This is a genomic window from Nocardia jiangxiensis NBRC 101359, from assembly GCF_000308615.1.
GTDB lineage: Bacteria > Actinomycetota > Actinomycetes > Mycobacteriales > Mycobacteriaceae > Nocardia > Nocardia jiangxiensis.
This window is the reverse complement of sequence record NZ_BAGB01000046.1, coordinates 63,530-85,771: the sequence shown is the minus strand read 5'-3', so window position 1 is coordinate 85,771 and position 22,242 is coordinate 63,530. Positions and strand designations below refer to the sequence as shown.

The 22,242-nt window shown below is 67.7% G+C and carries 20 protein-coding genes; 16 read left to right on the top strand and 4 right to left on the bottom strand.

Translation table 11 applies throughout. The features are described 5' to 3' along the window. Positions 1-103 precede the first annotated feature (103 nt). Positions 104-649, top strand: a complete 546-nt coding sequence (locus tag ON40_RS19925) for a DUF8020 domain-containing protein (RefSeq protein ID WP_040825066.1) — start codon at positions 104-106, stop codon at positions 647-649. Between the two features lie 257 nt (positions 650-906). Here the strand turns inward: ON40_RS19925 and ON40_RS19920 are convergent, their stop codons facing one another. Together ON40_RS19920 and ON40_RS19915 are read right to left on the bottom strand one after the other, a co-directional pair. Next, entirely contained in the window at positions 907-1,959 is a 1,053-nt protein-coding gene (locus ON40_RS19920; protein ID WP_040825064.1) for a hypothetical protein, read from the bottom strand. Positions 1,960-2,003: 44 nt separating this feature from the next. Then, entirely contained in the window at positions 2,004-2,561 is a 558-nt protein-coding gene (locus ON40_RS19915; protein WP_083895798.1) for a DivIVA domain-containing protein, read from the bottom strand. Between the two features lie 149 nt (positions 2,562-2,710). Between ON40_RS19915 and ON40_RS19910 the strand changes: the two genes are divergently transcribed. From ON40_RS19910 to ON40_RS19880, 7 genes are all read left to right on the top strand, one after another. Further along, a complete protein-coding gene (locus tag ON40_RS19910) occupies positions 2,711-4,198 on the top strand; it encodes a flavin-containing monooxygenase (RefSeq protein ID WP_040825063.1) in 1,488 nt (495 codons plus the stop codon). 243 nt (positions 4,199-4,441) lie between these two features. Further along, positions 4,442-4,861, top strand: coding sequence for a preprotein translocase subunit YajC (gene yajC, locus ON40_RS19905; protein ID WP_040825061.1), 420 nt, complete (start codon positions 4,442-4,444; stop codon positions 4,859-4,861). A gap of 136 nt (positions 4,862-4,997) precedes the next feature. Further along, complete coding sequence (gene secD, locus ON40_RS19900) at positions 4,998-6,833, top strand: protein translocase subunit SecD (RefSeq protein WP_040825184.1); 1,836 nt, start codon at positions 4,998-5,000, stop codon at positions 6,831-6,833. Then, positions 6,833-8,047 (top strand): protein translocase subunit SecF, encoded by a 1,215-nt coding sequence (gene secF, locus ON40_RS19895; RefSeq protein WP_040825059.1) that lies wholly within the window; start codon positions 6,833-6,835, stop codon positions 8,045-8,047. The genes secD and secF overlap by 1 nt, the downstream gene beginning before the upstream one ends. Before the next feature lie 111 nt (positions 8,048-8,158). Further along, on the top strand, positions 8,159-9,856 hold the full coding sequence (locus ON40_RS19890; protein WP_040825058.1) for an ABC transporter substrate-binding protein: 1,698 nt from the start codon (positions 8,159-8,161) through the stop codon (positions 9,854-9,856). A gap of 60 nt (positions 9,857-9,916) precedes the next feature. After that, positions 9,917-10,489: an adenine phosphoribosyltransferase gene (locus ON40_RS19885; RefSeq protein WP_051193322.1), complete on the top strand. Its 573-nt coding sequence runs from the start codon at positions 9,917-9,919 to the stop codon at positions 10,487-10,489. A gap of 145 nt (positions 10,490-10,634) precedes the next feature. Next, complete coding sequence (locus ON40_RS19880; RefSeq protein ID WP_040825056.1) at positions 10,635-11,048, top strand: hypothetical protein; 414 nt, start codon at positions 10,635-10,637, stop codon at positions 11,046-11,048. 27 nt (positions 11,049-11,075) lie between these two features. Here ON40_RS19880 and ON40_RS19875 read toward each other — a convergent pair whose 3' ends face one another. Next, the gene (locus tag ON40_RS19875; protein ID WP_051193321.1) at positions 11,076-11,372 is read right to left on the bottom strand and encodes a hypothetical protein; all 297 of its coding nucleotides are present in this window, start codon (positions 11,370-11,372) and stop codon (positions 11,076-11,078) included. A 261-nt stretch (positions 11,373-11,633) separates the two neighbouring features. Here ON40_RS19875 and ON40_RS19870 point away from each other — a divergent pair, with 261 nt between their 5' ends. Together ON40_RS19870 and ON40_RS19865 are read left to right on the top strand one after the other, a co-directional pair. Then, positions 11,634-13,220 carry an ABC-F family ATP-binding cassette domain-containing protein gene (locus ON40_RS19870; RefSeq protein ID WP_040825181.1) on the top strand — a complete coding sequence of 529 codons (1,587 nt, stop codon included), beginning with the start codon at positions 11,634-11,636 and terminating at the stop codon, positions 13,218-13,220. Positions 13,221-13,602: 382 nt separating this feature from the next. Next, positions 13,603-15,894, top strand: a complete 2,292-nt coding sequence (locus ON40_RS19865; RefSeq protein WP_235747711.1) for a RelA/SpoT family protein — start codon at positions 13,603-13,605, stop codon at positions 15,892-15,894. Positions 15,895-15,936: 42 nt separating this feature from the next. Here the strand turns inward: ON40_RS19865 and ON40_RS19860 are convergent, their stop codons facing one another. Next, on the bottom strand, positions 15,937-16,806 hold the full coding sequence (locus tag ON40_RS19860; RefSeq protein ID WP_040825053.1) for a DMT family transporter: 870 nt from the start codon (positions 16,804-16,806) through the stop codon (positions 15,937-15,939). 1,153 nt (positions 16,807-17,959) lie between these two features. Here ON40_RS19860 and ON40_RS19850 point away from each other — a divergent pair. The 6 genes from ON40_RS19850 to ON40_RS19825 all read left to right on the top strand — a co-directional run bounded on the left by ON40_RS19850 (position 17,960) and on the right by ON40_RS19825 (position 22,202). Further along, on the top strand, positions 17,960-19,141 hold the full coding sequence (locus tag ON40_RS19850; RefSeq protein ID WP_040825050.1) for a DUF8176 domain-containing protein: 1,182 nt from the start codon (positions 17,960-17,962) through the stop codon (positions 19,139-19,141). Positions 19,142-19,157: 16 nt separating this feature from the next. Beyond that, positions 19,158-20,033, top strand: coding sequence for a MinD/ParA family ATP-binding protein (locus tag ON40_RS19845; protein WP_040825049.1), 876 nt, complete (start codon positions 19,158-19,160; stop codon positions 20,031-20,033). Then, positions 20,030-20,704 carry a hypothetical protein gene (locus ON40_RS19840; protein WP_040825048.1) on the top strand — a complete coding sequence of 225 codons (675 nt, stop codon included), beginning with the start codon at positions 20,030-20,032 and terminating at the stop codon, positions 20,702-20,704. Before ON40_RS19845 ends, ON40_RS19840 begins: the two co-directional genes overlap by 4 nt. Positions 20,705-20,810: 106 nt before the next feature. Beyond that, complete coding sequence (locus ON40_RS19835) at positions 20,811-21,107, top strand: hypothetical protein (RefSeq protein WP_040825046.1); 297 nt, start codon at positions 20,811-20,813, stop codon at positions 21,105-21,107. 4 nt (positions 21,108-21,111) lie between these two features. Beyond that, entirely contained in the window at positions 21,112-21,366 is a 255-nt protein-coding gene (locus ON40_RS19830; protein ID WP_245567904.1) for a hypothetical protein, read from the top strand. After that, positions 21,363-22,202, top strand: coding sequence for a DUF8175 domain-containg protein (locus ON40_RS19825; protein ID WP_040825045.1), 840 nt, complete (start codon positions 21,363-21,365; stop codon positions 22,200-22,202). Before ON40_RS19830 ends, ON40_RS19825 begins: the two co-directional genes overlap by 4 nt. Positions 22,203-22,242 lie beyond the last annotated feature (40 nt).

Below are 22,242 nucleotides of genomic sequence, written 5' to 3'. Positions count from 1 at the left end.
AAAAGCGACCGCCCCCGCGAGGCTTCCGCCAGAATGGATGCGGTCGAAACGTCGGGGGTCGGACGTGTCGGTGAAACAACCGACGGATTTGAGGGGAATGCATATGAGAGCCAAGAAGTTCGCTGCTACCGCGCTACTCGCGATCGGCGCCACCGGCGTCACCGCGGGTGTCGTGCAAGCACGGCCTGTCACGCCCGCCGCCACCGCCATTCAGGGGGCCGATCACGGCGTGCAGTATTCGGTCGCGCCGACCGCGGACGACACCGGTGTGGCCACGACCGTCGCGGCGGGCCGGTTCGCCCTGGCGCCCGATGCCCGGTCGGTCACGCTCACCAATGCCTCGGGCGCGGTCGTGGCCACGGTTCCGCTGGGCCTGCAGTCCGCCGCCGGAATCGTCGGCCTGACCCCGCGCATCGCCAACGACGGCCGAACCCTCACCCTCACACCGCAATCCGCGTCGTCGAACGTCGTGCAGTCGATCGACGAGGCGGACACGACCGCGCGCAAGCAGTACAACGCTGGTGTGGGCGCCCTGATCGGTGCCGGTATCGGTGCGGTGATCGGCTTCTTCCTCGGCGGCGTCGGCGCCCTGGTGACCATCCCGCTCGGTGCCGGCATCGGCGCCCTGATCGGTTACTCCACCCCGTAGTTCGAAATCACCCGGCCGGTATTCACCGGACGAGATCTCTCCTCGCGCAGCGTCGTTCGGGCATCCGCCCCGGACGACGCTGCGTTGTGTTACGGGCCCGATCCGGGATGTGCCCACAGTCGGAGCGCCGCTGTCGGAGCGTCATGGACGACATCGGCACGGGCGGATACGCCTGTCATCGCGAAGATGTCGCCGCGACGAACGCATCATGCGGATATATCACCGAGCTTTCGAATCTGCTTGACTCGCGCTGAAACTCAGATCTGTGTGTTCGCGTCGACTCGTGAAATATCGGTCGGGGCGGACATGACGGCCGGATTCTCCTGTGGGAGCGTGTTCGGCCGGGGGATTTGATCATCCGCGGGATTGCCTGGTTCGCAAGCTCCGGGCGCGCCGGGGATGTCATGCACGCCTGCGCCGAGTTCGGGGAGGCGATCGTCTGCGGGGAGATCGTCGCCGGGCAGATCGGGTGTGCTCGTGCCGAGTTCGGTGGGGCGATTGTCGGTGGAGAATTCGGGTGCGACTGTGTGGGATTCGGTGGGGGAATTGCCGCCGGGCAGATCGGGTGTGCTCGTGCCGAGTTCGGTGGGGCGATTGTCGGTGGAGAATTCGGGTGCGACTGTGTGGGATTCGGTGGGGAGATTGCTGCCGGGAGTTCCGGGTGCAGCCGTGTCAGGTTCGGCGGGGCGATTGCTGCGGGGGATTTCGGGCACGTCCGTGCCGGGTCCGGCAGGGAGGTTGGTTGTGTCGCCCGGACGTTCGGGCAGGGAGTCGAACTCGCTACGGAGAAGGTCGATCTCGGCGGCGAGTTCGTCGCGGAGTTGTTCGCGTTCGGCGAGGCTGGCGCGCATACCCTCGAGGGTGTCGTCCATGGCGGCCAGGCGGCGGTCGGCGCCCTGGAGTTGCCAGGCGATGACGGTGCGGCGGTCCACGTCGGCGCTGGCCGCGCCTACCCAATCGATGACGTAGTCCAGCCAGTCGGGTTGTTTGGGCATGGTCACGGTCTCGTCCCAGCCCTGCCGCAGTGCGGGTTTACCCGAGATCACCCGTTCGCCGACCTCGGGCGCGTGCATCTGCACCATGCTCAATTTTCCGGCGCTGGTCACCACCGCGGTCAGGCGGTAGCGGCCCGCCAGATGCATGCGCAGTTCCGCGGTGCCGCGGCCGTCGGCGTCCATCACGCCCAGCCACGGCCCGTCCGCGGCGTCGAGGATCGACTCGATGACGCCGAGTTGCCCGACGCCCCGTCGCAGGCGAGTTGCCCGCTTGCGCAGGTCGTTCGGTGTAGCCGTCATCTGATCCCAGTGCATGCATCACCTTCCGCTCGGCAGGCCGGATCGGGTGCCCACACTACTCACGATGCGGTGTGCTTCTGCTCCTGCTCGGTCAGCGTCCGCACGACGACGTCCAGAAAGGCGTCCACCTCGTCGGCGTAATAGGACGGGCCGCCGGGTTCGGCCGGGCAGAAGTCGATCGCCCGTGCGTCCTGGCTGCTCAGGCCGGTGGGTCCGGCATGCGCGAGAGTGGCGGCGACGACGTCGAGGAAGGTGTCGACCTCGGCGGCGGCATAGCCGTCACGTCCGGGCGGTGGCGCGGAGAACCGCAGCCGCTGGACATCGCGCGGGCTCAGCCGCTCGGGGCCGGGGTGCGGTGAGTCCCCGCGGCGCGCGTATTCGAGATCCACGCAGGCGCGATCCAAATAATCGTCCACCTGGTCGCGATCGTAGCCATGGTGCCCGAATGCGGCAGCGGCGAATTCGTGTTCGCGGATCTGCGCGGCGGTGAGCATCGTGGAGCCCTGGAACGCCGCGGCGATCCGCTCGCAGAAGGCGTCCACCTCGGCCGCGTCGTAGCCGCGCTGGCCCGCGGGGGTTCTGGCGAAGCGGGCCATCCGCTCGTCCTCGGTCGTCACACCGAACATTCTTACTACGGATCGACGCGAATGTAGTGCGGGTCACAATAATTCGATCGGGTCTCGTGCAAGGGGTTCGATGGTGGGTGTGCCTGCGGTGAATAATGTGTCATTCTGTATCAGATACTTTGCGTAACGGGAGGTTCGTCGTGGCGCCTCGATTCGATGCGATCGTGGTCGGAGCCGGGTTCGGTGGCATGGGTGCGGGCATCGAGCTCGACCGGCTCGGACTCGGTGATTTCGTGATCCTGGAGCGCGAGAGCGATCTGGGCGGGACCTGGCATGTGAACCGCTATCCCGGACTCGCGGTGGACATCGCCTCGGTCACCTACTCGTACTCCTTCGAACCCAATCCGCACTGGTCGCGACTGTTCGCGCCGGGTGCGGAGCTGAAGCGGTACGCCGAACACGTCGCGGACAAATACGATCTGCGTCGGCGGATGCGGTTCGACACCGTCGTCTCTGGCGCCCGCTGGGACGCCGAACACAACCAGTGGGTGGTGAACATCGAGGGCGGTCAACCGCTGACCGCCCGGTATCTGCTCACCGCGACCGGTTTCCTGTCCCAGCCGTACACCCCGCCATTCCCGGGCATCGAGACCTTCGCGGGCAAGATCATTCACACCACCGCCTGGGATCAGGACTACGACCTGACCGGCCGCCGGGCCGCGATCATCGGCACCGGCGCGACCGCGGTGCAACTGGTGCCCGAAGTCGCGCGCGTGGTGAACGAGCTGACGGTGTTCCAGCGCACCCCGATCTGGGTCGTGCCCAAGATCGATATGCCGATCCCGCCGGTGGTGCAGAACCTCTTCGATCGGGTGCCGCTCACCCAGCAGGCCGCCCGCCTGGCCAATACCACCGCGCTCGAGGCGCTGATGGTGATCGGCGTCCTGCACTTCCGGCAGGCGAAACTGCTGAACCGGGGCGCGGGCCTGCTGGCGAAGGCGCATCTGCGGACCCAGGTGCGCGATGCGGAGACCCGGCGTGAGCTCACCCCGCACTACGACTTCGGCTGTAAGCGGCCGACGTTCTCGAACAGCTATTTCCGGACGTTCAACGAACCGCACGTGCATCTGGAGACGAACTCGATCGAACGCGTCGAGCCGGGCGGCATCGTCACCGCCGACGGCCACACCACCGAGATCGATACGTTGATCCTGGCCACCGGCTTCAATCTGTGGGACGTGAACTTCCCGGCCATCGAGATCATCGGCCGCGACGGAGTGGATCTCGGAAAGTTCTGGCGGGACAACCGATTCCAGGCGTACGAGGGCATCACGGTGCCGAAGTTCCCGAACTTCCTGAGCCTGAACAGCCCGTACTCCTACAGCGGCCTGTCGTACTTCACCACCATCGAGGCGCAGATGAAACATATGGGCCGGTTGTTCGGGGAGATGTTCCGGCGCGACGCCCAGGTGTTCGAGGTGACCGAGCGGGCCAACACCGAATTCCTGGACCGGGTCACCGAGAAGCTGGAGTCCTCGGTGTTCTACGACGGGCACTGCTCGACCGCGCGCAGCTACTACTTCAACCAGCACGGCGAGGCCGCACTGCTGCGTCCGACAAGCACCCTGAACGCTCATCGTGAGGCGGTCAGCTTCCCGCTGGACGACTACCTCTACGAACACGCGTAGTCCGCTTCGTCGCCCTCGCCGCGTTCGCTCGGTGGCCGCGCGGCCCGCGGGTCGCGTGGTGGGGTAGTGTTCGCCCGACCCCGGGGACGGCCGCCCGGTCGCGACGGCGTCGGCGTCGGTACGGGTGCTCGAAGCGACCGCCGTGGGCGGTAACGGCGAGCTGATGGCAGACTGGGGTACTACGCTGGCAGTTCGGCGTCCGCCGGACCGCTTCCATCGACAGACCTAGGACCGACGACAACGATGGCTCAACTGCTGTTTCCCCTGCTGCTGGTAGCCCTGCTGGTGCCGATGTTCCTCGGCGTCCGCCGACAGAAGCGCGAGGCCGCCAACACTACCTCCATGCAGGAGAACCTGAAGGTCGGCGATCGGGTCACCACCACCTCGGGCCTGCTCGGCACCGTGGTCGATCTCGACGAGACGACCATCGACCTGGAGATCGCCGAGGACGTCGTGACCACCTGGCTGCGTGCCGCCGTGCGCGAGGTGCGCACCGACGATGCCCCGGGGTCGGCCGAGTTCGAGCCGCACGACTCCGAGGTCGAGGCGACCGAGCCGGAGGGCTCCGCCACTACCGAGGCGCAGCCGCCGCACACCGCGGTCGACGGCGCCACCGTGGAGGAGTCCGTCGAGGACACCAACGCCCGGCTGACCAAGGAATGACCCACCCGCGTCGTCGCCCGGCCGCACCGGCCGTGTGCGACGGCGCTGCGGCATGTCCGCAGTCGACCGCTCGACCGGCATCCGCCTGCTCACCCTGTCCACTGCCCGGCCCAACACCGTCCAGGAGATAAGAACTGTGCCACCTTCCAAGGGAACGGGGCATCCGCTGCGGCTGCTCGGCGTCTATGCGCTGCTGCTGATCGTGATCTACGGCCTGGTGTTCTTCACCGATGCGAAGACCGCAGCGGCCAAACTCGGTATCGACCTGCAAGGCGGCACGCGCGTGACGCTGAGCGCGCGCACGCCGGATGGCAACAAGCCGAGTCAGGACAGCCTCAAACAGGCCCAGCAGATCATCGAGTCCCGAGTGAACGGCCTCGGTGTCGCCGGGTCGGAGGTCGTCATCGACGGTGACAACCTGGTGATCACGGTGCCCGGACAGAACGGTCAGCAGGCCAAGTCGCTGGCCACCACCGCCAAGCTCTACATCCGTCCGGTCCTGCAGTCCGGTCAGCAGAACGCCGCGGGCGGACTTCCGGGCGGCCCCACCGGCAACGTCACTCCCGGACTGCCGCTGCCGGGCGTGACGCCGCCGGGCACGCAGCAGCCGGGCAATGCGACACCGGGTAAGGCCACACCCGCGCCGGGTGCGCAGAAGCCCGCGACGGCCAACCACGCGCCGCAGAACCGCGTTTTCCCGGCGGATTACCAGGTGCCGCTGGCGCAGGATCTGAACCACCAGCAGGCCCCGACCACGCCGCCGGCCACGCCGAAGAAGCCCACGCCGTCGACGACACCGAAGCCCGGCACTCCGGCTCCGACCACCTCGGCCCCGGCCCCGGCGAATACGCTCAGCCCGGCCGAGCAGACCAAGAAGGCCATCGCCGAAGCCAAGCTGATCCGGCAGAGCACCGACCAGCAGATCCAGCAGTACGCGCTGGCGACCCTGGATTGCAGCAAGCCCGATCCGCTGGCCGGTAACGACGACCCGAATCTGCCGCTGGTCACCTGTGCGACCGACGGCACCGGCACCTACCTGCTGGACAAGAGCCGCATCGACGGCCAGGACATCAAGGACGCCAGCGCCTCGTTCAACCAGCAGCAGTCGCAGTGGTCGGTGGACCTGACCTTCAAGCACTCCGATCCGTGGGCCAAGCTCACCGGCGACTACGTGAACCAGCAGGTCGCATTCGTCCTCGACTCGAAGGTCGTCAGCGCACCGGTGGTGCAGCAGGGCCCGCAGGAGGGCGGCACCACCTCGATCACCGGGCACTTCAACGCCACCACCGCCAAGGATCTGGCGAACCAGCTGAAGTACGGTTCGCTGCCGCTGTCCTTCGCCACCTCGGAGGCCGAGACGGTCTCCGCGACGCTGGGCCTGTCCTCGCTGCACGCGGGTCTGATCGCCGGTGCGATCGGTCTGATCGCGGTGCTGCTGTACTGCCTGCTCTACTACCGGATGCTCGGCTTCCTCGCCGGATTCTCGCTCGTCGCTTCGGGTTTCGCGGTGTACGGGATCATCGTGCTGCTGGGCCGGTGGATCAATTTCACCCTGGACCTGGCCGGTATCGCGGGTCTGATCATCGGTATCGGTATGACCGCGGACTCGTTCGTGGTGTTCTTCGAACGCATCAAGGACGAGATGCGCGAGGGCCGAAGTTTCCGTTCGGCGGTGCCACGCGGCTGGTCGCGAGCCCAGCGTACGAACCTGTCGGGTAAGACGGTCAGCCTGATCGCCTCGGCGGTGCTGTACATCCTGGCCGCCGGTCAGGTGAAGGGCTTCGCCTTCACCCTCGGTCTGACCACCGTGCTCGACGTCATCGTGCTGTACCTGGTCACCTCGCCGCTGATGATGCTGGCCTCGCGCTCGCCGTTCTGGGCCAAGCCCTCGGTGAACGGCCTGGGCGCGGTGGCGCAGTACGCCCGTGAACGCAAGGCCGCCGCCGGCGTCCCGGCCGGTAAGGAGGCGTGATGAGCAACCCGAGTTCCGTCATGGAGACCGACACCGTGAACGATCAGGCCGCTGCCGCGCCCAAACACGGATTCTTCGAACGGCTGTACACCGGTACCGGTGGATTCCGGATCGTCGGGCGACGCCGGATGTACTACGTGATCGCCGCGCTGCTGATCCTGATCGCGCTGCTGAGTATCGGGCTGCGCGGGTTCACCCTCGGCATCGACTTCGCCGGGGGCACCCGGATCCAGCTGCCCGCCGTCGCCGGGACCGGCACCTCGCAGGTCACCGATGCCTATGCCAAGGCGCTCGGGCACGATCCGGTCACCGTGCAGAAGGTCGGCTCCGGCGCCGCGGCCTCGTACGAGATCCGTTCGGACACACTGGATGCCACGCAGCAGGACAAGGTGCAGACCGCGCTGTTCGACGCCTTCCATCCGAAGGATTCGACCGGAACGGTCAGTCGCAACGCGATCAGCATCGCGGAGATCAGTTCGACCTGGGGTGGCCAGGTCACCCGCAAGGCGCTCATCGCGCTGGGCGTGTTCGTCCTGCTGACGATGATCTACATCGCGATCCGGTTCGAACGCGATATGTCCATCGCCGCGATCGCCTCGCTGTTCTTCAACCTGATCGTGACCGCCGGGCTCTACTCGATCGTCGGCTTCGAGGTGACCCCGGCCGCGGTGATCGGCCTGCTGACCATCCTCGGATACGTGCTCTACGACAACGTCGTCGTCTTCGACAAGGTCGAGGAGAACACCCGGGGTGTGCTGCACCGCACCAACCGCACGTATGCCGAATTCGCGAACCTCGCGGCCAACCAGACGCTGATGCGTTCGATCAACACCACCATCATCGGCATTCTGCCGATCATCGGCATGCTGGTCATCGCGGTGTGGCTGCTGGGCGTCGGCACGCTGAAGGATCTGGCGCTGGTGCAGCTCATCGGTATGGTCGTCGGCGCGTACTCCTCGATCTTCTTCGCGGTGCCGCTGCTGGTCTCGATCAAGGAGCGCTGGGGGCCGGTGGCCGCGCACACGAAGAAGGTGCTCGACAAGCGGGCGGGCCGGGCTGCTCGGGCCGCCGAAGACGAGGCGGCGGCTCCGCGTCGCGCGGCGCCCGCGGGCACCGCACCCCGCCGTCGTGAACCGTCGGGCGATGCGCCCCGGTCCGCCGCGCCGAGGCCGGGTGCGCGGCCGACCGGAAAGCGGCAGAAGAACAGGCACTGATCATGCGGGCGCTGCCCTCGCGCAGTCGCAGCGAATTCAGCGGAGGAAGCTTGCGTAACGACGGAGGGCAGCGTGCGTAACCACGGAGGGGTCGGCACGCGCCGTCGGTGGATGCGGCAAACGATCGGGGTGCTGTCGGCGGGTGCGCTCGTCGGTGGCGCTCTGGCCGGATGTTCGGCGAAGAATCAGGTGCCGTCCATCGGCTATGCGGTCGACGCGGTACCGCTGAGCTACAACGGCGGCACCACGTCGGGTGCGAACGGCGGTGCGGCAGCGATCTTCTCGCGGGTGTCGACCGGATTCTTCTACACCGGTCCGGACGGTCAGCCGGTCGCGGACACCGACTACGGCACCGCCAAGCAGGTGCCGGGTGATGTGCAGACCATCCAGTACCGGCTGAATCCGGACGGCGTGTACTCCGACGGGGTGCCCACCTCCTGTGACGATCTGGTGTTGGAGTGGGCCGCACGCAGCGGCCGGTTCACCAAGGCCGGGGCCGGTGGTCAGGTGCCGATGTTCGATGCGGCCTCCACCGCGGGCTATCGCGATATCGAGAAGGTCGAATGCCAGCCCGGTTCGAAGGATGCGACGGTGGTCTTCCGCCCGGGGCGGCACTTCCTGCCCTGGCAGACCCTTTTCGGCGCCGCGAATCTGATGCCCGCGCACATCGCGGCGCAGTCCGCGGGGGTGCCGAGTGTGGTCTCGGCGGTGCAGACCGCCGATCCCACCGTGATGGACAAACTGGCGCAGTTCTGGAATACCGGCTGGAATCTCACGCCCGACAAGCTCGACACCAAACTCTTCCCGTCCTCGGGGCCGTACCGGATCGATTCCTACAGCGCCACCGATGGTCTGGTCCTGGTCAAGAACGAGAAGTGGTGGGGTCTGCCGCCGCGCACGCCGCGAATCGTGGTGTGGCCCAAGAACACCGACCTGAAGCAGAAGATGTCCGACAAGGCGGTCGGCGTCGTCGACATCGGCGCGGGTTCGGTCAAGGATCTGGATCTGAGCGGATTCTCGGTGAACCAGGTGCCCGGTCGGGGCGCGGAGCAGCTGGTGCTGGCCACGTCGGGAGTTTTCGCCTCGTCCGACGCGCGCCGTGCTTTCGCGCTGTGCGTTCCGCGCAAGACGTTGTTCGACAAGCTGGGACATCCGGGATTCGACCAGAAATCGGGCCTGGGCTCGGGTCCGTTGAATTCCCGTACGACACAGGCGGATTCGCTGTACTACGCACCGAGTACCGGTGCTGCGGGCAAGTACCCCGGCGGTGACACCGCCGGGGCGCAGCCGGCCCTGAGTTCGGCGGGGGTGAGCAATCCGACCGTGCGCGTCGGCTATCGCGCACCGGACGATCGGCGGGCGCAGACCGTCGCGATGATCGCCGACGCCTGCCGGGCGGCCGGGATCACGGTGGTGGACGCGGGTTCGCCGACCTTCGTGCCGACTCAGCTCGGCGCCGGCGTGGACGCGGTGCTGGGCAGTACCGCCGGTGCGCCCGGTCCGGCCGGGTCGCTGTCCGGCATCGGCGCCGCCGCGGCGCTGTACACCGGCCAGGGCCTGAATTTCGGTCACTACGGCAACGGCCGTTACGATGCGATCACCGATCAGCTTGCGGCGGACGACGATTCGACCAACGTGCTGAATCTGGACACCGAGGGCGAGAATCTGCTGTGGAACGAGATGCCGACGATTCCGCTGTTCGACACACCGCGGACGATCGCCTTCGGCAACGGTATGCAGAGCGGAGTCGTGAACCCCACCGAGTCCGGTGCGGGATGGAATATGGATCGCTGGGTGTTGCGGCGGTGAGCGTGGCCGGTGTGGCGCGGCCCCGGGATGCCGGGCGTCGGATGAGTGGAGTGGGTGTGGATGAGTAAACACGGCATGGCCGAGTCGGCCGACACGGTGGGGGAGCGCGTCGCGCGGGCCGCCGAAGCGGTGCAGCGGTTGACCCGATGGCATGACGACTTCCCCACTCCCGGTGTGCGTTTCGCCGATCTGACCCCGGTGTTCGCGGACGCCGACGGATTCCACGCGGTGATCGATTGCCTGGGCGCGTGCGCACCGGACGCGGATCTGGTGGCCGGGGTGGACGCGCGCGGCTTCCTGCTGGGCGCTGGCGTCGCGGCGGCACTGGGTACCGGCGTCGTCGCGGTCCGCAAGGCCGGTAAGCTCCCGCCGCCGGTGCTCTCGCGCGAGTACACCCTCGAATACGGTTCGGCCGCACTGGAGATCCCCGCCGACGGCATCGATCTGAAGGGTCGCAAGGTCCTGTTGCTGGACGACGTGCTGGCCACCGGCGGCACCCTGGCCGCGGCGGCGGGCCTGTTCGCCGAGGCCGGTGCGGAGGTGACGGCCGCCGCGGTGGTACTCGAACTCGGTTTCCTGGACGGCCGCAAGCATCAGGGCGACTATCCGCTGACTTCGATTGTGCGCCTGTAGTTCCCGGCTGCGGTTGTGAGTTGCCGGGTGGGTGGTTATGCTCGTGCCGCGGCGGCGCGGCCGGATGCCGGGTCGTTCGCGGACACGCCGACATCGTCGCTGACCTTCAGCGATTTCACAGGGATCCGGATTCACAATCAGACTCATGAGCCGAGCGCAGCACACCAGAATCAGCGTCGCCGCCGTGGGCGCGGTGGGGGTCGTCTTCGCGGTCGGTGCCGCGACCGCCTCGGCCGCACCGTCGGTGGACGTGCACGGCGGGAACACCATCACCGCACAGGTCTCCGGCGAGAAGCCGGGACACTCCTGCCGGATCGCGGCCACGGGTGTCGAGACGCCCTGGCGGCCGGTCAACGGCGACGGCACGGTGCGCCTGGACAGCGGGCCGGTGCGGCACGGGCGGCACGATGCGCGGGTGGTGTGTGAGAACCCGCGGGTCGGCGCAGCCTCGGTGCATACGGTCGGGCACGAGCAGGACGTCTTCACCGGGCAGTGGGCGCCGGCCTTCGAATTCCTCCAGCATCACCGGCTCGAATTCCTCACCCCGCGCGAGCACTGATCACGCGCGCCGCTCGGCGCGCACAGCTCAGAATCGGCCCAGTACGCGGGCGACGATCCCGGCCACGAGCAGCCAGAACGCCGCGGCCAGACCGTAACCCACGACGATGTTGAGCTCGTGATTGCCGGTGTCGAACAGGCCCGGGAAGAACAGCGCCAGCGATTCGGCCAGGGATGTGATGACGGAGACGAGTCGGTTCATCGAATTCACCCCGAACAGCAGCATCAGCATGTGCACGATCTCGATGAGAGCGAAGATGCTGCCGATGGCGCTGACCAGTGCGCCCACCGGACCACGGCGATGGGGTCTGCGATAGCTGTTCATACTGCGCGAATCCCATCGCCGAATCGCTGAAACCGTTAGGCCCCTTGATAAGTCGAGTCTACATCGATCCGTGCGGCGTCGAGGCGTGTTGCTGTGCACGCAGGGGTCGGCGAAGAATCCCTTGCGCGGATCGGGCCGGTCGGCTAACGTAGCCGGGTCTTGTTTCCGTTGATCGGAGTCGTGCCGTTGCTCTTCTGAGGTAGCCGTCGAGTGGCCCGCATCCCGCGCGCCGCATTCTCGCGACCTCTCAGGAGCGTGCACATGTCTACTTCTGTTTCGCTGTCCGATCTCGCTTTCTCCTGGCCCGACGGCACCCCGGTGTTCGACGGTGTGGATACCGTCCTCGGGCCCGGTCACCTCGGCCTGGTCGGCAGCAACGGCGTCGGGAAGTCCACTCTGCTCCGCTTGATCGCCGGTGAACTGCGCCCCGCGCGCGGTTCGATCACCGTCGGCGGCAGGCTCGGATATCTCCACCAGGATCTCGGCCTGGCCGCAGGTCAACGGGTGGATGAGGTGCTCGGTATCGATCGGGTGCGGCGGGCGCTGCACCGGATCGAATCGGGGGAGGGGACCGAGGCGGACTTCGACGCCGTCGGCGGCCGCTGGGATGTCGAGGAGTCCGCGGTCGCGCTGCTGGGCCGCCTGGGTCTGGACTACCTGGCCGGGGACGTCGTGCAGCTGGATCGCCGCCTGGACACGCTGTCGGGTGGGGAGACGATTCTGCTCGGCCTGGTCGCCGAACTGTTGCGCGAACCCGAGGTCCTGCTGCTGGACGAACCCACCAACAACCTGGATCGCCATGCGCGCCAACGGCTCTACGAGGTCGTCGACCAGTTCTCCGGCACCGTGCTGATCGTCAGCCACGATCGCGAACTGCTCGACCGGATGGGCGGCATCGCCGAACTGCGGCGCGGTGAGATCCGTTTGTTCGGCGGGAATTTCGCGGCCTACGAGGAGATCATCGAGGCCGAGCAGGAGACCGCCCGCGCGGCGATTCGCGACGCGCGCAGCGATGTTCGCAAACAATCGCGCGAGTTGGTGGAGGCCCGGATCAAACTGGATCGGCGTCAGCGGTACGGGCAGAAGATGTTCGAGCAGAAGCGCGAGCCGAAAATCGTGATGGGCGAACGCAAACGGCAGGCCCAGGTCTCCGCGGGCAAGTTGCGCAACAACCACATCGCCAAGGTGGAGCAGGCGCGGCAGAGCCTGGACCGGGCGCAGGATCAGTTGCGCGACGATCGGGAGATCCGGGTGGATCTGCCCGGGACGCGGCTGTATCCGGGACAGGACGTCATCGAGCTGGACCAGGTGCGGCTGGCCAACGGCCCGGTGGTCTCCCTGCGGGTGAACGGCCCGGAGCGGATTGCTCTGACGGGACGCAACGGTGCGGGCAAGACCACGCTGCTGCGCCGGATCGCCGCGGAACCGCCGAAGGTGCCGTGGCGAATGCTGCCGCAGCGGCTCGATGTGTTCGACGAGCAGCGGTCGGTGTTCGAGAACGTCTCGGCGGCAACGCCGCACGCCACCGCCGAGCGGGTGCGTGCTCAGCTGGCCCGCTTCCTGTTCCGCGGCGCGGACGCCGACGTCGCGGCGGGTGCGCTCTCGGGCGGGGAACGTCTGCGTGCGGCGCTGGCGATGCTGCTGTTGGCCGATCCCGCACCCCGGCTGCTGCTCCTGGACGAGCCGACCAACAACCTGGACCTGCCCAGCCTGGCCCATCTCACCGAGGCGCTCACCGGATTCGAGGGCGCGCTGATCGTGGTCAGCCACGATCAGCGATTCCTCGACGAGATCGGGGTGACCCGTCGGCTGGAACTCACCGAGGAGGGACTGCTGGAGGATCCGTGACGGGCGGGCGGTGGTCAGCGCCGCGGCGCGTGCGTGATCACCGCCAGGTCGTCCGCGAACTCGTGGCATCGCGCGGGAACTGTCCGGTCTCGCTTCGCGTTCTAGATAGAACGCCTGTTTCGACCGGCCGCCGGACGGTCCACCGATGCCGTGTGCGCCCCGGAATCGGGCGCATTTCCCAGGAAGCGGCGGTCGTCGGCGACGGGGATTAAAGTTGGTGGTCTGAGCCCCACCGGCGCATCGGATATGGTGTTCCGGTCGAGGCGGGAGAGGTGGTGGCATGACTCAGCATCTGGAAAAGGCGAATGCCGAGCAAACGATCGCTGGCGATCGCGTAGCGCCTTCTCCCGAGCCACCCGCACCTGCGCCGACGCCGCGCGCCATGCCGCCACGTCAGCCGGGCAGTCCGGCGGTCGTGTCGACCTCGGCCTCGCGCCGGGTGCGTGCCCGGCTGGCCCGCCGGATGACCGGTCAGCGCGGTATCGCGGCGGTCAAGCCGGTGCTCGAGCCGCTGGCCACGGTGCATCGCGAGCTGTATCCGAAGGCCAATCTGCAACTGTTGCAGCGCGCGTTCGACGTCGCCGACGAGAAGCATTCGCACCAGTTCCGCAAGTCCGGTGATCCGTACATCACCCACCCGCTGGCCGTGGCCAATATCCTGGCCGAGCTCGGGATGGATACCACCACCCTGGTCGCCGCACTGCTGCACGACACGGTCGAGGACACCGGCTACTCCCTGGACGAGCTGACCGAGGAATTCGGCCAGGAGGTCGCCCACCTGGTCGACGGCGTCACCAAACTCGACAAGGTCAACCTGGGTGCGGCCGCCGAGGCCGAGACCATCCGCAAGATGATCATCGCGATGGCGCGCGATCCGCGCGTGCTGGTCATCAAGGTCGCCGACCGCCTGCACAATATGCGCACGATGCGCTTCCTGCCGCCGGAGAAGCAGGCCAAGAAGGCGCGCGAAACGCTGGAAGTCATTGCGCCGCTGGCCCATCGACTGGGTATGGCCACGGTCAAGTGGGAGCTGGAGGATCTCGCGTTCGCGATCCTGCACCCGAAGAAGTACGACGAGATCGTGCGTCTGGTCGCCGACCGCGCACCCTCGCGCGACACCTACCTGGCCAGGGTTCGGGCCGAGATCGTGAACACTCTGGCCGCGAGCCGGATCAACGCCAGTGTCGAGGGTCGTCCGAAGCACTACTGGTCGATCTATCAGAAGATGATCGTCAAGGGTAAGGACTTCGACGACATCCACGACCTGGTCGGCATCCGCATCCTGTGCGAGGAGGTGCGCGACTGCTACGCCGCGGTCGGTGTGGTGCACTCGCTGTGGCAGCCGATGGCGGGCCGGTTCAAGGACTACATCGCCCAGCCGCGCTACGGGGTGTACCAGTCGCTGCACACCACCGTCGTGGGTCCGGACGGTAAACCGCTCGAGGTGCAGATCCGTACCCGCGACATGCACCGCACCGCCGAATTCGGCATCGCGGCGCACTGGCGCTACAAGGAGACCAAGGGTAAGCACTCCGGCGATCTCGGCGAGGTCGACGATATGGCCTGGATGCGCCAGCTGCTGGACTGGCAGCGGGAGGCCGCGGATCCGGCGGAGTTCCTCGAGTCGCTGCGCTTCGACCTGAAGTCGCCGGAGATCTTCGTGTTCACCCCGAAGGGGGATGTGATCACGTTGCCGCAGAAGTCGACTCCGGTCGATTTCGCGTACGCGGTGCACACCGAGGTCGGGCACAAATGCATCGGCGCGCGGGTGAACGGGCGTCTGGTCGCGCTGGAACGGCAGCTGGAGAACGGCGAGGTCGTCGAGATCTTCACCTCCAAGGCACAGAACGCCGGGCCCAGCCGCGACTGGCAGAACTTCGTCGTCTCGCCGCGCGCGAAGGCCAAGATCCGCCAGTGGTTCGCCAAGGAACGTCGTGAGGAGGCGCTCGAAGCGGGGAAGGAGCAGATCTCCAAGGAGGTCCGCCGGTCCGGCCTGCCGCTCCAGCGTTTGATGAGCGTCGACGCGATGACCGCGCTGGCCCATGAGCTGCACTACTCGGACATCTCCGCGCTGTACGCGGCGGTGGGTGAGAACCAGGTGTCCGCGCATCACGTCGTGCAGCGTCTGATGGCGCAACTCGGCGGCGTCGGTGACGTGGAAAACGAACTGGCCGAACGCAGTACGCCCTCCACACTGCCGCTGCGTCAGCGGTCCGGTGGCGACGCCGGGGTCGAGATCCCCGGTGCGCCGGGCACTGTCGCGAAACTCGCGAAGTGCTGCACCCCGGTTCCCGGTGACGAGATCATGGGTTTCGTCACCCGCGGCGGCGCGGTGAGCGTGCATCGCACCGACTGCACGAACGCCGATTCGCTTCAGGCACAACAGGAACGGATCATCGAGGTCACCTGGGCGCCGTCGCCGTCCTCGGTATTCCTGGTCGCCATCCAGATCGAGGCGCTGGACCGCACCCGCCTGCTCTCGGATGTGACCAAGGTGCTCGCCGACGAGAAGGTGAACATCCTCTCGGCCTCGGTGATGACCTCGGGCGACCGCGTCGCGATCAGCAAGTTCACCTTCGAGATGGGCGATCCCAAACACCTCGGCCACCTGCTGAACGTGGTGCGCAATGTCGAGGGCGTCTACGACGTGTACCGGGTGACCTCGGCGGCGTGATCGGGCTCCCGGCGGCCGGTGACGGTCGCGGGGGAGCGGTGGTCACCCGGCCACGGCCTCCGAGACCGTGCCGGCCGCCTGTGCCCGGGACAGCAGGACCGCGCCCACGCACATCACGATCACCGAGACCAACACGAAACCCGTGCCGACCGGACCGCTGCGCAGGCGTTCGTCCAGGACGGTGAGTCCGATGAACGCCGCCCCGAGCGGTTCGGCCACGGTGAACGCGGGGAGTGAGGCGGACAGCGGCCCGACCTGGTAGCCGCGTTGTTGCAGGTAGAGTCCCGCGATTCCGGCGGCGACCAGCGTGTAGGGCTGCCAGCTGGTCAGCACCGGGCCCAGCCCCTGGCCGAACAGCTCGGTGACATGTTCGGTCAGGGCGGCGGAGATGCCGAACAGCAGACCGGCGGCGGTGCCGAGCAGCAGCGCCTGCAAGGCGGGAATGCGGACCGCGGTGGCGACCACGATGCCTACCACGATCAGTCCGCCCAGCAGACCCAGCGGGCCGATCCAGCGATGCCAGGGTGCGTCGGTGTGGCCCTCGGTCGGATCTCCGACGACGAGGAAGACCGCCAGCGCGGCCGACAGCGCGGCGGCCTGCGCCCACATCATCGGCGTCACTCGCCGCCCGCTGTAGTGCGCGGCGAGCGGAAGTGCGAAGACCAGGGAGGTCACCAGGATCGGCTGGACGACCAGCACCGAACCCATGGCCAGGGCCGCCACCTGGAAACCGAATCCGCCCGCATCGCCGACGATCCCCGCCCACCAGCGCGGATTGCGGATCAATCGGGCGAGCAGGGCGTCGCCCTCGGGCACGTCGGCCGCCGCCCGCTGCTGCGCCACTGCGGACACGGCGAACATCACCGCGCCGATGAATGCGCAGCCCACGGCTGCCAGGGGTAGTTGAGCCACGTGCTCAGTCTGCCCGGACCATCCTGGCAACTCGCTCGAGCCCCCCGGCGAGCGCCTTCGGGGGCGGACGGTGTGCGTCCGCGACATCGTGAGGGTCGCTGTCCACGTCCGCTGTGGATCGGGTGTGGCCCGCGAGTGCCCGCCGGTTCGCACGCCGAAATCACAACCGGCGAAACTTTCGCGAATGCGAATTAGCGTTGTCTACGCGGCAATTCGAGAGTTTGTGCATGAACGTGCGAATGCTGGCAATTTTCCGGCGTGCAATTCGGTTGCGGCGCGGGTTCTTTGCTGTCCGATTCGCTTCGTTCGGTAGCGGGCTTCGATAGCTGAGCTGTTGCCAATGTCGGCGTCTCGTGGGCGCGACCTCGAAAATTCTTCCGGTGCGGCGATGTCCGACGCGAGGATCCTTCCCGTCTCGAGGTCGCATCCCGCAGGATGCACTGCAGAGTTCGCCGGATTCTGTTACGGTCTATTGCGTTTCGGGGCTCACACGGCAACGGCGGCAACTCGAACCGATCACCGACTGCTCTCGCTCGCCGCGGCTCTCGGCCCTCCGAACGCCTTGCACACAGCTGGTTAAGGGGGTCGGACGATGCTGACCGCGCGCACAACCTCGAGCAGGCTGGTCGCGATCGCGGGTGACGCTTCGGCGAGCACCACGCGAGCGCAGGCGTATCCGCAGCTGGTGCCAACCCTCCCGAACCCCCTCGGCAACGGTGTCGCTGCGACGTTGTCCGCCTTGGACATTCGACCGGATCTACCTCGCGTTACCGCCGTGGTTGTTGGTCCGTCATCGTTTCACTTTTCGGCCCTCCGGTGCGAGGTGCGGCATCGGGTCTTCCTGCCCGGTGAATCCGCGTCCCGCTGCACGGGCGCGACCTGCGTGAATCGCCACGTTCGGGGCCGGTGTGAGAATGTGAAAAGCCTGGTCGGCGGAATCTCGGCCGCCGCATGCGGCGCGTCGAGTTCGCCGAATTCGTCGGGTACGGGAGAATTTCCGTTCGGGACAGACCGCGGCTGTGCCGCCCCTGGTGGCGTGGCGACGGTCGTGCCCATCGACGATTTCGACACCGACTACCCGTTCACCACGAACTGATCGCCGAGAGGGTCCGACGATGTCGCACGAGGTGCCTGGCTCTGCGGGGATGGGGGAATGTTGAACTCGTACAAAGATGTGCAGCACTGGTTCCCGGCCCTCGAGCCGCGGGACGCCGCGGCATCGCCGAAGGCCGCCGATCCCGAGATCGAGCAGGCGCTGAGCGAAGGGGGTGCGGGTCAGTACCCGCACTACATCCGGGAGACCGAGCCCGAACCGTTCGAGGTCCCGTTCGCCGGGGAGGCCGGTACGCGTCGCGCCGAATTCGTCGGCGGCTGGTCGGATTGGGTCGCGGGTGATCACGCTCCCGGCCCGGACGACGACTATCCCGTGCGCGACGCCGAGCTGGTGCAGTTCCCGTGGGACGAGGAGGCGCAGGCCCCGGCCCGCCGCCCCCGTCGATCGCGGGCCGACGATGCGGCTGACGCCGTAGGACCGCGGGAGCGCGGTTCGCGGAGTGGTTCCGCCACCGAGGAGTCCGCGCGCCAGGACGAGGATCCGCGTGCGCGCCGCTCTCCCGCCCCGCACGACGAGGACGACTGGCCGGGCAACTCCGCCGACTGGCTCGACGACTGGCCCGATTCGAGCGGCGGCGGGCGCGGGGAGAGTGCGCGCCGGAGCTGGATTCCGCGGCGTCGCACCGGCCGTCGGCGGGGCGGTCCCGGCGCGGCGACCGCGCCGCGCAGTCTGCGTCAGCAGGCCGGGGCCGGGAGTCTGCGCGTCGCGATCGTCCTGGCGGTTGCGGTGCTGCTGCTGGCCGGTGCCGCGATGTTCGCTGTGTATTTGCTTCATGCTCGTGGCGGTGCCGCACATTCGGCGCGTCCGGTGATTTCGGAGATTCGGCTCACCGGGGCGACCACCGGCACCGTCCTGACCTGTCCGACCGAGCGCATCGGTGATGTGGTGCGCGGGGCGGAGCCGGGCGGCACCGGCTCCGGGCCCGACGCGATCATGTGGTTCCAGCACGCCTATTACGTCGACCGTTCCGCCGAGCGCGCCCGCGAGGTCGTCGCACCCGACGCGAGTCTGCCTGCGGCGGAAGTGATTCAGCGCGGCATCGACTCGGTACCCGTGGGGACCCTGTACTGCGTGCGAGTGGCGCCGTCCGGGGATTCCAGGTATTCGGTGGAGGTCACCGAACAACGGCCAGGGGGCGCGCCCGCGACCTACGGCCGGCAGACGGTGACCACCGAGGTCGTCGGCGGCCGCACCCTGATCACGGGAATCACGGCCGGTTAAGAGGAGAGCTGAGACGATGGGACAGGACTGGAGCCAGTGGCTCGACGAGACGCCCGAGACGGGCGACCCGGCGGGTTCGCGCACGCGCGACAGGGCTCCGGTGGTGCGGTTACGCCGGAGCCGGCGCGAGAACGGTGAGGGTGATCTGCTGCCGCGGCCGATTCTGGTGGTCGGCGGCTGCGGCGGAGCGGGTACCACGACGACGGCTCTGGGTCTGGCCGCGGAACTGGGATCGGGCGGTCTGCCGACGGTCGCGGTGGACGCGACGGCATCGGGCAGCGATCTGGCCCTGCGCGGCGCGGACGAACATCTGAGCCCGATCAGCCTGCAGTCCTGGCTGTACGGCCGCGGCGACGACGAGCCCGCACCGCTGAAGGAGTGTCTGTCCCAGGCGAGTTCGGGCATCGGGCTGCTGTGGCGCGACTCCGCGCCGCTGCGCCGCCGGGCCACCTACCTGACCGTCGCGCGGGCGATCGCCGACGCCGGTCACACTCCGGTCTACGACGGCGGCAGCCCGATCGGCGCGCGTCATCTGCGGCCGCTGCTCGAGGACGCCGATATCGCGCTGGTGCTGGCGATTCCGGCGCGCGCCGACGCGGCCAACCGGCTGCGGGTGACGCTGGAATGGCTGGACGACGAATTCGGCGGGCAGACCGAGGGGCAGGGCGGCGGGATCGTCGGGGACACCACGATCGTGGTGTCCCATCAGCTGCCCGGTGACAGTGCTCCGGTCGCGAAACATCTGCGCGAACATCTCAACGGGTGGGTCCGGGACATCCGCGAGATTCCCTACGACCAGCATCTGGCACGCGGAGAACTGGTGCGACACAACACACTTGCCGCCGAAACGCGCAAGGCTTATCGCACCCTGCTGGCGGGGGTGGCATCATGACCGCGGCCATGAAGGAAAATCGCAACCCATCGGAAAACCCCGAACCGGCGGACCAGCCGACGGGGGCTGCGGGCGTCGTCGCACCGCCGGAGAATCGTCGCGCACCCATCTGGGACCGGCCCGTGCCCGGCGCCGGACGCGCGCCGCTGGTGTGGTTGCTCGGTGTGCACGGCGGCGCCGGCGCCAGTACTCTCGCGCATGTGCTCGCGCCCGCCGCGGACTCGCATCGACGCTGGCCGGGCGTTTTCGAGCGCGAATCCCCCTATGTGGTTCTGCTTGCGCGCGAGACTATTTCGGGACTGACTCGGGCGCACGACCTGCTGCGCCAGCATCATGCGGGCCTGGCCGGATCGTGCGAGGTGCTCGGATTGATCACGGTGGCCGCGCGGCCGGGCCGCATCCCGGCGGAGATCCGCCGCTATCGCGATCTGGTGGGCTCGCTGGCCGGACCGGTCTGGCAGGTGCCGTGGTACGAGGAGTGGACTCTGGTCGAACCCGAGCAACTGCCGGTGTGGTCGCCCAACGATCCGCCGCCGCAGCAGCGCAAACGCAAACTCGATCCGCTGCAGGAGGTTCCGCACGACGTGGACCAGCTCGGTGCGGGTATAGTGGCTCTGATTCGTGAAAAGGTAAGCAACGCTTCACATTTCGAGGAAGAGGGCATGCGATGACCGTGCACTCTCGACCGCCGCTGGGCGGGCGGCGACCTGGCGTAACTGACGGTGTACTCCCGGTACACGGCTTTGTTTTCGGTTCACCTATTGAGAAGGACGCTCGATGAGTACCATCCTGCTCGCTGTGCACGAGACGTACAGCGCTGTGCTCGCCCAGGTCGGGAATCCGACCCCGGAGGCCCCGCCCGCCTCGGACAAATTGTTGAAACTGGTCCGCTACTTCACCTGGTTCGTGTTGCTGTCCGGCATCATGGGCATCACCTATGCGGGCGGCCGCTTCGCGTGGGAGAAGTGGACCGGCGGGGGTCTCGAGTCGCCGAAGATGGTGGCCGGCGCCATGATCGGCGGAATCATCGCCACCAGCGCCGGGACCATCATGAACGCCGCCATCGGATCATAGGGGCGTGGCGCCCGTGCTTGCCTATAAACAGATGCCGGCCGACGTCCTCGCGCCGCTGATGCAGCTGATCGATTGGCTGCTCTGGGTGGTGCTGTTGTTCTGCCTTGCCTGGCTGATCATCTCGGCCGGGCGCTTCTGGTCCGCGATTCGCGACGACATGGCGATCAACGACGCTTCGCACGGCATCGTGATGAGCCTGGTCGGTGCGATCGTGGCATCGTCCGCAAGCGCGATCGCCCTGGCCTTCCTGCCGACATGAAGGACAAGGATGCGGACTCGGACCGCGGAATCTCCTTCGGCGGCATCGCCTCCGCGGCGGTGCTGGCGCTGATCGTGGTCGTCGGGGTGTTCATGTACGTCAATCACGGCGGTTCGCACAGTGGTGGCGGCGGTGGGACCGCTGCTCCCGGTGCACCGTCCCCGGCGGCGGGGTCCTCGGATGCGACAGGTTTCGCCGCGCCCGCGGTGGACGTGTTCGGCCGCCGGGTGGATGTACCGAACAACCCTGCCGGACAGGTACTTCCGCAGGATCCGGGCAAGGAACACAGGGCGAGCGATCAGGACTGGCTGACCGCGGCTCCGACCGGTATCACCGCACAGCACGGCTGGCAGCGGGTGTTCGGCGCCTCGGTGCCGTTCTCCACCAGCGACGGTCCGACCCGGATCGCCGACGGCCTGGCCACCGGGTATTCGCACACCCCGCAAGGCGCGGTGCTGGCGGCGGCGCAGATCACCTACCGGCTCAACGCGCGTCCGGCCGATCGGGATCTGTACGTCCATCAGGTCAAGGCCAGTGCTCAGCAGCTCGCCGCCTACGACAAGGCGCGTTCGGCGGGACGGCTGCCCCAGCAGCAGCCCGAGCAGGTGACCCGATATCTGGTGGCGCCGGACGCATTTCAGATCGAGAACTATGCCGACGACATGGCCATCGTGCGGCTGGCCGCGCGCGGTCCGACGAACGACGGCAAACAACTCTGGGCGGCGGTCCGCCTGGTCATGGTGTGGGACAACGGGGATTGGCGGCTGAAGCCGACCGACGCCTCGGGGTCGCAGACCGAGTATGTGGACTCGCTGGATGGGTGGACGAAATGGTGAGCGCAGCGGCGAGCAGGGGATGTGATGGGACGTTGACCAC